This is a genomic window from Campylobacter geochelonis, assembly GCF_013201685.1.
GTDB classification, from domain to species: Bacteria; Campylobacterota; Campylobacteria; order Campylobacterales; family Campylobacteraceae; genus Campylobacter_B; species Campylobacter_B geochelonis.
Map to the genome: position 1 here is coordinate 1,753,489 of NZ_CP053844.1, position 12,304 is coordinate 1,765,792.

Annotated in this window: 13 protein-coding genes; all 13 read right to left on the bottom strand. The window is 32.6% G+C overall.

Annotation, left to right across the window (positions count from 1 at the left end; translation table 11 throughout):
* Window positions 1–170: 170 nt before the first annotated feature.
* Window positions 171–1,235 carry a glycosyltransferase gene (locus CGEO_RS08050; RefSeq protein WP_075540142.1) on the bottom strand — a complete coding sequence of 355 codons (1,065 nt, stop codon included), beginning with the start codon at window positions 1,233–1,235 and terminating at the stop codon, window positions 171–173.
* Window positions 1,232–2,164, bottom strand: a complete 933-nt coding sequence (locus CGEO_RS08055; protein WP_075540141.1) for a glycosyltransferase family 2 protein — start codon at window positions 2,162–2,164, stop codon at window positions 1,232–1,234. Before CGEO_RS08055 ends, CGEO_RS08050 begins: the two co-directional genes overlap by 4 nt.
* Before the next feature lie 3 nt (window positions 2,165–2,167).
* Entirely contained in the window at window positions 2,168–3,262 is a 1,095-nt protein-coding gene (locus tag CGEO_RS08060; RefSeq protein WP_075494529.1) for a polysaccharide pyruvyl transferase family protein, read from the bottom strand.
* An 11-nt stretch (window positions 3,263–3,273) separates the two neighbouring features.
* Complete coding sequence (locus CGEO_RS08065; protein WP_075540140.1) at window positions 3,274–4,560, bottom strand: Coenzyme F420 hydrogenase/dehydrogenase, beta subunit C-terminal domain; 1,287 nt, start codon at window positions 4,558–4,560, stop codon at window positions 3,274–3,276.
* Window positions 4,557–6,092, bottom strand: coding sequence for an oligosaccharide flippase family protein (locus tag CGEO_RS08070; protein WP_075540139.1), 1,536 nt, complete (start codon window positions 6,090–6,092; stop codon window positions 4,557–4,559). Before CGEO_RS08070 ends, CGEO_RS08065 begins: the two co-directional genes overlap by 4 nt.
* Before the next feature lie 22 nt (window positions 6,093–6,114).
* Complete coding sequence (locus tag CGEO_RS08075) at window positions 6,115–6,618, bottom strand: ecotin family protein (protein WP_075494532.1); 504 nt, start codon at window positions 6,616–6,618, stop codon at window positions 6,115–6,117.
* 18 nt (window positions 6,619–6,636) lie between these two features.
* Window positions 6,637–7,626 (bottom strand): UDP-glucose 4-epimerase GalE, encoded by a 990-nt coding sequence (galE, locus tag CGEO_RS08080; protein ID WP_075540138.1) that lies wholly within the window; start codon window positions 7,624–7,626, stop codon window positions 6,637–6,639.
* 297 nt (window positions 7,627–7,923) lie between these two features.
* Complete coding sequence (locus tag CGEO_RS08085) at window positions 7,924–8,739, bottom strand: DNA ligase (RefSeq protein WP_082258974.1); 816 nt, start codon at window positions 8,737–8,739, stop codon at window positions 7,924–7,926.
* A gap of 18 nt (window positions 8,740–8,757) precedes the next feature.
* Complete coding sequence (locus CGEO_RS08090; RefSeq protein ID WP_075494534.1) at window positions 8,758–9,612, bottom strand: 3'-5' exonuclease; 855 nt, start codon at window positions 9,610–9,612, stop codon at window positions 8,758–8,760.
* Window positions 9,609–10,634 carry an NADH:flavin oxidoreductase/NADH oxidase gene (locus tag CGEO_RS08095; RefSeq protein ID WP_075531435.1) on the bottom strand — a complete coding sequence of 342 codons (1,026 nt, stop codon included), beginning with the start codon at window positions 10,632–10,634 and terminating at the stop codon, window positions 9,609–9,611. Before CGEO_RS08095 ends, CGEO_RS08090 begins: the two co-directional genes overlap by 4 nt.
* Before the next feature lie 44 nt (window positions 10,635–10,678).
* Window positions 10,679–11,506: an enoyl-ACP reductase FabI gene (fabI, locus tag CGEO_RS08100; RefSeq protein WP_075494536.1), complete on the bottom strand. Its 828-nt coding sequence runs from the start codon at window positions 11,504–11,506 to the stop codon at window positions 10,679–10,681.
* The gene (locus CGEO_RS08105; RefSeq protein WP_082258973.1) at window positions 11,503–11,997 is read right to left on the bottom strand and encodes a type II toxin-antitoxin system death-on-curing family toxin; all 495 of its coding nucleotides are present in this window, start codon (window positions 11,995–11,997) and stop codon (window positions 11,503–11,505) included. Before CGEO_RS08105 ends, fabI begins: the two co-directional genes overlap by 4 nt.
* A complete protein-coding gene (locus CGEO_RS08110) occupies window positions 11,994–12,284 on the bottom strand; it encodes a hypothetical protein (protein WP_075494537.1) in 291 nt (96 codons plus the stop codon). Before CGEO_RS08110 ends, CGEO_RS08105 begins: the two co-directional genes overlap by 4 nt.
* Window positions 12,285–12,304: the final 20 nt, after the last annotated feature.

Genomic DNA, 12,304 nt, shown 5'->3' on the forward strand with positions numbered 1-12,304 from the left:
AGAAAAAATACATTTTAAATTTGCTCTTGCAAAATTAGAGAACTCATGTATTTTTGGGCAAAACTCTATGATTTTAACTTCTAAAGCATTTTTTGTTTTTGCAACCTTAGTTTGAGTATATAATGCGCAATATCTTTCTTGAAAATTTTTGTAACCATCATAAAATATTTTCATTCAAAACCGCCATTTTTAAGCATATTAAGCCATTTTTGATAAATTGTTTCTATATCAAACTCAGCTATTTTTAACTTCGCATTTTTTGTTATTTGAGTAATTTTTTCATCACTCTGCATTAAAGTTCCTAGTTTTTGGCTTAGCTGATTGCTATTTCCAACCTCAAACAAAAGTCCATCAAATTCATCCCTTATGAGCTCACATCCTCCACTTGTCTTGCTAGAAATCCTAGCACATTCATAATAAATCGCTTCAATTAGCGTATTTCCAAGCCCTTCGACATAAGACGATGAAACCAAAATCTTACTCTTTTTATAAATTTCATCTATATTTTTTACATTTCCAAGAAATTTTACTTTTATTCCAAGTTCTTTTGCTAAATTCTTTAATTCTCTTTCCGACTCGCCACTACCAGCAACAGCGAATTCCCATGAATCAATCAATTTTTTATCAAGTTTAAAAATAGCTTTTAAAAATAAATCGCAACCCTTAAGCTTGATAAGTCGTCCAGCAAAAAGTACTAAATTTTGCTTTTGCAAAACAGCTTTTTGCTCTCCAAAAAACGGATTATAAATCACATTTACATTTTTAACAAATTTTTTATAATATCTGTAATCATCATGAGTTAAAACAGATAATCCATTAGCTCGTGGATAAAAAATTCTTTTTAATTTATCCCAAATTTTATCTTTTACAAGTTCAAAGCTAGTATGTTCACTAACAAAAATCGGGATTTTTAATGACCTAGTTGCCATTAATACTAAGATATTTGTACTATCCATAAACGAAATCACGCAATCAAATTTCTCATCTTTTATAAATTTTCTTAATAAAAAAATCTTTCCAAAACGCTTTTTTATATTTCCTAAAAAGCCTTTTTCGCCAACACCAAAATCAAGATTAACAAGTCTAATGTCGCTGTTTAACTCATAAAACGGCTCTGATTTATCAAATTTGGCTATGCATACTTCAAAATCTTTAGCAAATCGAGAGCTAAGAAGCGAACACACACGTTCAGCACCACCAAAACCAAGAGTCGAGATAACAAATAAAATTTTCATATACCAAATCTTTGTTTAATTTTAACTCGCCAACTAGAAAGCTTAAATAACGCAATCTTTGGCAAAAAACTCACAAACAAAAATATTATCGCCTCTTTTGTAATTTTTGTTTTTAAGCTTTTGAAAATACATCTATACATAAGTACGTAATCACCAGCAATCTTAGCATAATATGCAGCTTCTTTATATAAAAAAGCTATAAATTTTGGCTCATGCTTTAAGGCTATTTTTTGTGTTAAACTAACTGTTTTTAAATACGCATAAGCTACATTTTTTGGATATTTGCTCGCATTTGTTGTAGCAGAATCTGCTCTTAAAATTCTATAAATATAAAGAGGTTTCTTATGATAATAAACATCTTTTTCAAAAAAACGAATATATAGCTCATTTTCTCCGCCAAAAGAGTTCTCATCAAACCTAAACTCATCGATAAACTCACGTGAAAAAAGTTTAAAATACTCTCCATTAATACGACCACAATGATAATCGATTTTGCTCATTTTTCCGCTTACTTTGTATGGATTTCTTCCAGAAATTTGCTCACTTATCACCCCATCAATCTCACACAAACAATCAGCAAAAACAGTTTTATAACCACTACTTAAAAATTCAAAACACTCTTGTATCGCACTACTTTTAAGCTCATCATCATCATCCAAAATACAGATAAAATCACCATTTGCATTATCAAATCCATTGTTTTTATTTCCGTTTGGGCTTTGTTTATGAGTTGTGTTTTTAAAATATTTTAAACGCGGTTCACTAACTGCTAACTTTTTACAATAATCATAACTAAGCTCGTTTGTACTATCATCAGTTACTATAATTTCTATATTTTTATAAGTTTGATTTATAGCAGAATTTATTGCTTTTTTGAGTAATTCAAGACGATTATATGTTGGGATTATCATACTTACTAAATTTTCCATATTTTAATTTGCCTTTAAATTTTGCATCAAAAACTCTTTAGAAAATTCTCGTCTTTCTTTTAGAATTTCATTTACTCTTTGCCAATTTATAGTATTGTCTAAATTTATATCATCGATAGTTTTTATAATTCTATCTTTTATATCAAACATTTCTAAAAGCGAGTAAAACCTCTGATTTCCACGATTTTCATTTATAAAAACAAAAAATGGTTTATTAAAAATGATAGAAAAAACGCACCCGTGAAATGAATCTGTGATTATCATTTTTGCCCTACTAAACGCTCTAACCCATTCATAAACACTAACCTTATTTCCGTTTAAATCATCATCAATTGCATAAATTTCTGTAGCTAGGTTTTTGGAACATTTTTCAATTATCTCATCTTTTTCTTTATTTTTATCCAAAATATAGGTCAAAATTTTATCATCAGCCAAGCTTTTGCCAAATTTTATAAGGATATCAAACTCTGATTTATCCACAAGCAACGTTGGATCTAGCACATGAACTGCGTTTTGTTTAAAAACATCATTACAAATCTTAACTCCATTTTTTTCTCTAACAGAAATAGCTTTGAATTTAGCCAAATTTTGTATGTGTCTTTCTAAATTTTTAACTCCACCGGCAAATTCTTCACCTCCAAAGCTTGCAGCATAAGCGATTTTTATTACATCATCATTTAAAAATCCAAGCGAAAAATCCTCACTAAAACCGACAAAATATGATGGTCTAAAAACCTGGTCACTCCCCAAAACACAAGCGTCAAACTGCTTTATTTTAAAAAATTTTAAAAGCTCTTTTGAAGTTGTTATTTTTTTTGTTTTTGGATTTATCTCATTTTTAATAAATTCTTTACAATCTTTGTGATGTTTGTATGCTGTAAAATTTATATTTTGATATTTTTTCATAAAAAATAGCAAATATTTTGCTATCAAAAATTTAAGATAGTTTTTAGATAATTTTTTAGTAGAGTTTTCAATACTTATATTTATCAAAATCGTTTCAAATCCAAGATTTTTCAGCGCCTTATTAAGGGCATATGCTTGCAAAATTCCACCATAATTATTTACAAGAGGAAGGGTAAAAATTCCAACTTTCATCATTTTTTCCTTTAAAAATACTTTTTAAAAAGATACTTTGCTGTTTCAAATTTAGCATCCATTTTAGCAAATTTTTCTATTTTTTTAACTCTTTTTTCTACAAACTCATCACAGTCAAAATGCTCGTTTGAATACTTCTGAATTTCAAGTTTTAAGGCTAAAATTCGTTTTTTTATAATGTTTTTTGAACCATAATACACAAGTTTTTTATTAGCCATAACTCCAGCTTGTGAGCGCAAAATTAGGCTTTTGTCTATACTTTTACAAAACTCATCACTGGTTTTAAAAATCTCATCAATGATACTTGAACGCACCAAAACAAGAGAATGCCCACGATAATCAGCGATTTTATCTTCAAGCCATGCATCCATCAAAACAACATCTGCACACTTTGCAAATGTATCAATACAATTATTACAAGCAAATGGGGTAAAAGCCCTGCTTGACCACCATTTAAAAGCACTTTTATTTCTATCGTCAAAAGCGATTTCATCATCATTTTTGCTAAATTTAAACCCAAATTGCATAGCGTTTTTATCAGCAAATTTATACCTAAAATTCACACTTTTTAACTTAATGTCTTTTTTATCAAAAGCAATACTAGCTAGTTTTTGAGTGAAATTTGCACTTTTATTCTGCCCACAAACAAGTCCAATAATAAATTTAATTCTATTTTTTATTCTTGCACTTTTTGACATAGCAAGCCTAAGAGCTTTTGCAAAACAAGGAAGCGCAGTAATAGCGTATTTAAAATCATTTTTTAAAACATAGTCTAAAACTTCTTGTAAATTTAGCGGATAATAGGCTGATGAGCGAGAATTATCATCTAAACTATCAAAAACACCAAACTCAAATAAAAAATCACTTTCATTAAAACCTTTACTGTTTGACCCACGGCATGATTTAACACAGATGATTTTATCAACTAAATTTTGTTCTAACAGCTTTTTTAAAACATAGCTTCCTGCTCCACCTGATGCTGATTTTAGGCGTTCTTTTTCATCTTTGTTATAAAACTCATATCCGTTTAAGAAATAGCCTAAGTCTTCATCAAATTTGATATTTGCTGTGTTTTGATAAAGCTTTTTAGTCAATTCGTTTTCTTCAAGTTCTTTATCATAAAACGGACAAACTTTTAAGCAAATATCACAGCCTTTTATACAACCTTCGCTTAATATAGGAGTGAAATTTGCAAAGCTTGAAAGCTTCATATCTAGCACATTTGCAGGACAAAGTGGTGCGCAAACTCCACATCCAATACAGCGATTTTGTTTTACAACTTCTTTAATAACATTCATATTTTTATCCTAAATTTAGTCAAAAGTGAGTTTAATATCGCTTTTTCATACTCGTTCATCACAAATTTAACTGCTATAAAAATATAAATCAATATGTAAATTCCACCATTTACTATCAAAAACCAAATTCCACTAAATCTAATATAATGCATAAAAATCAAAATCAAACCGACATATAAGACAAATACAAAGCTCATTTTAGCGATACTTTTCCAAAACCTAATCATATCAAGCCCAACCTTGAAATGATAGTAAAAGTTCATTATAAAGATATTTAACACAACTAACGCAAACGCCGTTCCTATTGCACTTCCGACACCTCCGTATAGTTTAGCAAGTGGAATTGAGATAGCGATATTAACTAATGTCATAAAAAATGCCGCAATGGCACGAAACTTAAACATATTTTTGGCTTGAAGTATACTGATACCCAAATTTTGTATAAGTGGAATACAAACTGGAACAACCAAAATAAGCGTTATATAATAACTTATCTCATACTCAGCTCCAGCCCACAGCACAATAAATTCTCGCCCAAAAAGCACGATTAAAGAGCCGATTAAAAAAATTATATAATACTGCAACCTACCAACCTTAATCAACTCGTTTGTAAGTTCGGTATTTGTGCTATTTGACGATACCATTTTAGCCATTTTTGGAAGCATTACACCGCTGATCGTAACCGAGAGCGTTATAAACATATTATTAATTATCAAAGCAACCGAATACATTGAAACTGCCACACTTGAAGCTACAACACCAAGAATAAAGTTATCAACATTCCAATTAACTTGATCAACTATCATACCAAGAAAGATAAAAAACGAATAGGAAAAAACCTCTTTCAAAACACTTTTATCGAAGTTTTTAGGGCTAACTTGCGGGTTGATAACTCGTTTACAGTAGATAAAATCCGCTAACAAACAAGCTAAATTTATAAGCGTTACAACTACAACCATAGTTATAGCCTTATGTCCTAAAAGAAGCATTGGAACCATTAAAATAGGCATCAAAGCCGTGCGAAAAATACTAATAAGTTTTATAAAAATAAAATTCTCATAAGCACTCAAAATAGATGAATATATACTAAAAGGAAAACTTATAGCTAAATTTAGAGTCAAAAGTGCAAACATTATCCGCATTTTTGCTATCTCCTCTGTACTCATAGAAGAGCTAAAAATCGCATCTGCAAACACTACAAACAAAGCTCCAGCAATAAGTACAATAATACTCATTACAAGATATATACTAAAAATAGTTCCATGAAGTTTTTTTTCATCATCTTTGCGATTTTGTGTGATATATTTTGAAGTAAAAACAATAATAGCATTACCAAATCCAAGATCAAGTATTGCTAAATACCCTATCACACTCGCTGCTAGTGAATAAATACCAAACTCGCTTTGACCTAGCATTCTAAGCATAAAAGGAGTATAAACAAAAGCTAAAAATGTGCCTAAAAAAATATTTGCGTATGATAGCAAAACCCCTGCTCTTCGTTGTTTGTCAGGGGTTAAGATAAAAAAACTCATAAATTTGGCTTAAATTTAGGTGTTATGGTTTAGCCAAAGAGCTATTTGAATCAGTTTGCAGTTTTTTAGCTTCATCATCAACCACATCTACAAACTTCTCATCTACGAGTTTATAGACTTTATAGCGTATTTTCACATCTTTTGGAGTGTAGATTATAAGCGGTAAAGCGCTGTTATAATAAGTGCTGATTTTTGGTTCAAATTTAATAAATTTAGCCTCTTTTTTTGTGTCCCCGCACGCCATCAAAGTTCCAGCCATATCGGCTTTGGCGCTAAATTTATAGTAAACGTATCCATATCCATCTAAGTTTTTTTGCTCTAGCTTTCCACCGATAAAAAAGTGATGATTACAATCAACCTCTACGATTTTACCAAACTCAACTTCAACCTTGTAGTTCTGCTCGTTTTTAAGGGGTTTAAGAGTTAGAGTTTGCAAGCTTTCGCCATCTTTTGGCTTTGGAAAAACTGAAGTATCAAAAGCAAAAACAAGTCCAAAAAACAGCATCAAAACAGTCAAAAATTTCATCTTAAACTCCTTATAAATTTATGCTTTATTTTCCCACTCTAGCGCCGATTTTATGATAACTTTTAAATCATCATTTACCGGTTTCCAATCAGTCAAGCTTCTAAGACGGTCTGAATTTGCTATCAAACACGCTGGATCGCCATCTCTTCTAGGAGCCATTTCGACTTTAAAGTCCACGCCGCTAACCTCTTTTGCAGCCTCAATAACCTCTTTTACAGAATATCCCGTGCCATATCCTACATTAAAGATATTACTATCGTTATCTTTTAAGTATCTAAGAGCCGATAAATGCGCGTTTGCAAGATCTTCTATGTGGATGTAGTCTCTTATGCAAGTTCCATCTTTTGTATCATAATCATCGCCGAAAATCGACATTTTATCGCGTTTGCCAAGTATGGTTTGAGTAGCGACTTTGATTAGGTGTGTTGCATTTGGATAGTTTTGTCCTAAAAGCCCATCTAAGCTAGCTCCAGCTACGTTAAAATACCTTAAAATGGCATATTTAAAATTTCTATTTGCCGCAGCTGTATCTTTTAAAACCCACTCAGTCATAAGCTTGCTTCTGCCATATGCGTTTATTGGGTTTTGAGATGTGCTTTCGCTAACTTGCGCCTCATCTGGCTCGCCATAAGTTGCCGCAGTTGAACTAAATACAAAGTTTTTAACGCCGTATTTGTTACATAAGGTTATTAAATTTATAGCATTGCTTGTGTTATTTAAGTAGTATTTTAGCGGTTTTTGCGTACTTTCAAAAACTTCGATGAATGCTGCAAAGTGAATAATCGCATCAAATTTATGAGTCTTAAAAATCTCATCAAGCCTAGCAACATCTTCTAAACTAGTCTCTATAAACTCAAACTCCCCAACGCTTCTTAGCGCTTCTATGGCTTTTTGCGAGCCTTTACAAAGGTTATCTATGATAGTTAGCTCGTGTTTGTTCTCTTCTAAAAGCGCCTTGGCGACGTGACTGCCGATATATCCAGCTCCACCAGTTATAAGAATTTTCATATTTTCTCCTTAAATTGTTGTGATTATACCTAAAAAAGGTATTAATTTAGCCTTCAAGCCTCATAAGCTATGCTTTTTTGCTTTGAATTTTAAAAAACAAAACTCTTTTTATCTAGCTACTTACGCGCGAACAAACCCCGCTAAAAAGCCATATTAAGCTCTGTTTATAAATTTATTATCATTTTGTATCTAAAAACCCAGCAACTAAACGACAAAGCCGTTTTTACTCGTTAGAAATTTTCAAACTTTTTAACGTTAAAATAAAATACAAATTTATCCCTAACGCGCTATTTTAAGCTAAATTTCATCTCTAAAACGCATAAAAACTGGAAATCGCGGTTTGTTATTTTTAGTTAAATTTTGATATTTATATGTTATTATAGAGCCGATTTTAGGGGGATTTGCACGCATTTTATCGCTAAAGCCAGAACCTAGCCTAAACTCAACTCCACTTTTTTCATCAAGACATAAAACTGAGCCCATTTTATCTTTAAATTTTCCTTTTCCAGCGATGATTTTTAGCACTTTGCACTCACTATCGTGAAATTTTTTAACCTTTAAAATTTTATCGCTTCGACCACTTTTATACTCAGCTTTTGGATCTCTAACGACTGCGCCCTCGCCACCATTTTTTAAAATTTCATCTAAAAATTGATTTAAATGCTCTGTGTTTTTTACTGGAATTTGCTCTATTATCACGATATTTTTGTTTGGATTTTTATCTAAAAATTTCTTTAAAACCGCTAATCTTTGGGTTAAATTTCCATTTTCATCAGGAACGTCAAATATCATAAATTTAACCCCACTCCACTCATCGCTTGGTTTTTTATCAGCAACTATAGAAAAAACTCTTTCAAACTCCCCACGTTTAGTAAAAAGCTCTCCATCGATTTTAAACGGTGGAAAATTTTCTTTCCATTTAGCTGGAGCATAAATTTCGTTGCCATTTCTACTTTTTAAACTCTTACCATCCCAAATCGCCCTAACGCCGTCGTATTTCTCGCTCATCACCCAGCCACTTAGATTTTCATCGCCTCTAAACTCGTTTAAAAGCATAACATCTTTAGCAAAAACAATGCTAAAAAGCAGCAAAAACAGGGCTAAAACTCTCAAATTCTATCCTTATGCAAACTAGACTCTTTTTAACTCATCTTTTATAAATTGCGTAAAAATCGGCGTATAACTCATACCAAATCTCTCTTTTAGCAGATACTCACTCATCGCGTCCAAATAACTTGCATAATCTTCAAGAGTCAAATTTCCGCGCAAAAGCTCGTATTTTAGGAAAAGCCAGTATGTATTTAGCGTATCACTTTGACAATACTCATCGATTTTATCTTGCTTTTTATCATAAAAAAGCTCTAAAACCTGCGAGCCTTCGACTTCGTATTTACCAGGTAGATTTAGCGCACAACAAAGATTATCAAGCTTTAGTCCAGAAACAGCTCTAAATTCGCTAATATGATCTAATAAATCAAGGTGAAAGCGCCCATCATAGCGACTTCTGTAATTTTCCCACTTGTTTTTGTTAAATTCGCGGTTTTCTACTTCAAAGTATGCAGGCGCACTTATATTATACCTCATCGCCCTAACCATAAGCATCGGAAGGTCAAATCCACGTCCATTAAAGCTGATTAGGCGTGGTTGATGGGAATTTATAAATTTTAAAAATTTAGTTATGATTTGCTCTTCATTTTCCCCCTCAATCGTATTTACACGCAAAAATTTACCAAATTTATCCGCCATAACCGCACTTATACTAACAACTTGATGGAAGCAAACTGGTAAAAAATCACTTCCATTTTTCTCTTTAAAAACTTCCATAGCTTTATAGCTTAGCTTTTTGTGATTTAGCACCTTTTCTTCGCTTGTATCACTAGACTCATAACAACTATCAACAACCTCTTTTTCAAGCACTCTAAGTAGACTTTGCGTATCAGGGACTGTTTCGCAGTCAAAAACGCATATTAGCTCTTGTTTTATCATACAAACGCCCTTAGATAGGATTTTTCTATAAGCTCGTTTTCTTTAAATTCACTCATCGCATAAAAGGCTAAATTTGGGTTTTTCAAAAGCTCTCTGCCATATGCAACCATATCGCAAACATCTCCTAAAAGTAGCGCTTCTCCTTGAGATGGCGTGGTTATAAGTCCAACTGCAATCACTGGCAAATTTACTACTTTTTTTATCTCTTTTGCATAATCACACTGATAAAACGGAACAAATTTAGGCACAAGGCTAGGTTTTTCGTGATTTCCGCCAGCACTTACATGGATATATACTCCGCCAAAATCTTGGATAAGCTTTGCAAGTTTTAAACTATCATCTAAACCAAAACCACCCACTTCCCACTCATCAGCGCTGATTCTAACGCCAAATTCAACGCCCTCACACCTAAGCCCATCCATCACTTCGCAAAGCAGTTTAACTCTGTTTTCAAAACTCCCACCAAATTCATCTTTTCTTAAATTTGTAAGTGGGCTTAAAAACTCGTGCAAAAGATATCCATGCGCAGCGTGAAGCTCTACTAAGTCATATCCAGCCGCAACCGCCCTTTTTCCTGCTTGCACAAAAGCCTCTTTTATAGAAGCGATTTCTTCAAGGCTAAGCTCTAAAGGCTCGCTGTATTTTTCACTAAATTTAATAGCACTTGGAGCAACACAACGCGAGTCATCACACTCACTTTTTCGCCCTGCATGAGCAAGCTGGACTGCGATTGAAGCTCCAAATTTATGGCACTGTTTTACAAGCTCTTTGTGATACTCTATCTGCTCATCATTCCAAAGTCCTAAATCATCATTTGTTATCCGCCCTCTAGCTTCAACTGCTGTGGCTTCAACGATGATTAACCCAACTCCACCTAAAGCGCGAGTTGCGTAGTGAAGGTTGTGAAAACATCTTGGAAAACCGTTGTTGTTTTTAGCTTTATAAGTGCACATTGGAGGCATTACGATGCGATTTTTAACTGTGGTTTTGCCTAGAGTTATAGGCGTAAGTATTTTTGACATAAGTTTTCCTTTTAAAGGTAGAAATTTGGCTAAGTTAGCCAAATTTATTTATCTTGATTTTTATCCCAGCAAAGAGTGGTTTTACCCTCTTCATCGGTGGTTACATCGCCCATTCCCATGATGTTATATCCAGCATCGACATAGTGAATTTCGCCTGTTACACCACTTGAAAGATCGCTTAAAAGATACATTCCGCTCTTGCCAACATCTTCTATGCTAACATTTCGTTTAAGTGGGGCATTTTGCTCGTTCCATTTTAAAATCATACGAAAATCCCCTATCCCACTTGCTGCTAATGTTTTAATCGGACCTGCCGAAATAGCATTTACTCTTATATTTTGCGCTCCTAAATCCCTCGCAAGGTATTTAACAGCGCTATCAAGTGCTGCTTTTGCCACGCCCATAACGTTATAATGCGGGATAAATCTCTCTCCGCCTAAATAAGTTAGCGTAAGAATCGAGCCACCATCATTAAGCAGTGGTAAAACCGCCTTTGTAAGACTTAAAAGCGAATAAACCGAAGTTTGCATAGCAACATCAAACGCCTCTTTTGTAGTATCTACAAACCTGCCCTCTAGCGCCTCTTTTGGAGCATAAGCAACAGCGTGAAGTACAAAGTCAAATTTGCCAAAATCACGCTCTAAATTTACTACCAAAGCTTTAAAATGCTCTTCGTTATTTACATCAAGTTCATAAATTTTATCACTTCCAAGCTCAGCTGCAATCGGCTCAACTCGCTTTTTAAGCGCATCATTTAAGTATGTAAATGCTAGTTCTGCGCCTTGCTCACGACATGCTTTAGCGATACCATAAGCGATTGATTTTGTATTTGCAACGCCAACTATAAGCCCTTTTTTGCCTTTTAAAATCATTTCTTGTCCTTATTTTTATTTGTTAAAATTTCTACTATTATTTGATTAAGTTTTTCTAAGTCAAGCTCTTCAATACTGCCATCTTTTTTTATTATCTTTATTCCCTTAATTCTTACTTCTACCATTTCTTGTAATTTTTTATACAAACTTTCTTTTGCTATTTTACCTTCAGCTACTCCAACAACCATATCTTCCATGTTTAAATAATAATCGTCAATATCAGCTCCTGGAAAATTCATTTCTATAAAAGCTCTTCCAAGCTGTATAGAAGTTCTCTTGTTCCCATCTAAAAATGGATGAAATTTTATACAAGAGTGTATTAGATGGGTTAATTTTTCAATAAAATCTGAATAATAATCATCATTTTGTATTTGCTTTAAAGCTGAGTCTAAATAACCTAATTGGATTTCATTATATCCTCCTAAGCCACCAGATGTTGCAATTATTTGCTCATGAAATTCGATTGCTTGCTTTAAAGTTAAATACTTCATTTATTCTTTAATCTCTCTAAAACTTCTCTATTTTTTTTCTGATTAATTATATTTTGCATTTTATCTTTAAGTTTTTTAAACTCGTCATCAGACAAAGTATTGTTACTGTTTTCAATACTACTATATGTCCTTATTTTTGCTTTTTTTTGTTCATTTGCTGTTTTAAAAATTGCAAGATACAAGGCTTGATACATCTCTGTTTTGAATTTTGTAATTTCATCATCATTCATATCTTCTAATGAAATTTCTAATCTCTTCTCACTAAATTCCATATCTTTAATATCCATTGTTATCCCCAAACCAAATT

Excerpts from the sequence above, each read along its gene's own strand:
- CGEO_RS08110 (WP_075494537.1), bottom strand. The coding sequence starts at position 12,284 with ATGGATATTAAAGATATGGAATTTAGTGAGAAGAGATTAGAAATTTCA.
- CGEO_RS08055 (WP_075540141.1), bottom strand. The coding sequence starts at position 2,164 with ATGGAAAATTTAGTAAGTATGATAATCCCAACATATAATCGTCTTGAA.
- galE (WP_075540138.1), bottom strand. The coding sequence starts at position 7,626 with ATGAAAATTCTTATAACTGGTGGAGCTGGATATATCGGCAGTCACGTC.
- CGEO_RS08070 (WP_075540139.1), bottom strand. The coding sequence starts at position 6,092 with ATGAGTTTTTTTATCTTAACCCCTGACAAACAACGAAGAGCAGGGGTT.
- CGEO_RS08050 (WP_075540142.1), bottom strand. The coding sequence starts at position 1,235 with ATGAAAATTTTATTTGTTATCTCGACTCTTGGTTTTGGTGGTGCTGAA.
- CGEO_RS08090 (WP_075494534.1), bottom strand. The coding sequence starts at position 9,612 with ATGATAAAACAAGAGCTAATATGCGTTTTTGACTGCGAAACAGTCCCT.
- CGEO_RS08095 (WP_075531435.1), bottom strand. The coding sequence starts at position 10,634 with ATGTCAAAAATACTTACGCCTATAACTCTAGGCAAAACCACAGTTAAA.
- fabI (WP_075494536.1), bottom strand. The coding sequence starts at position 11,506 with ATGATTTTAAAAGGCAAAAAAGGGCTTATAGTTGGCGTTGCAAATACA.
- CGEO_RS08105 (WP_082258973.1), bottom strand. The coding sequence starts at position 11,997 with ATGAAGTATTTAACTTTAAAGCAAGCAATCGAATTTCATGAGCAAATA.
- CGEO_RS08060 (WP_075494529.1), bottom strand. The coding sequence starts at position 3,262 with ATGAAAGTTGGAATTTTTACCCTTCCTCTTGTAAATAATTATGGTGGA.
- CGEO_RS08065 (WP_075540140.1), bottom strand. The coding sequence starts at position 4,560 with ATGAATGTTATTAAAGAAGTTGTAAAACAAAATCGCTGTATTGGATGT.
- CGEO_RS08075 (WP_075494532.1), bottom strand. The coding sequence starts at position 6,618 with ATGAAATTTTTGACTGTTTTGATGCTGTTTTTTGGACTTGTTTTTGCT.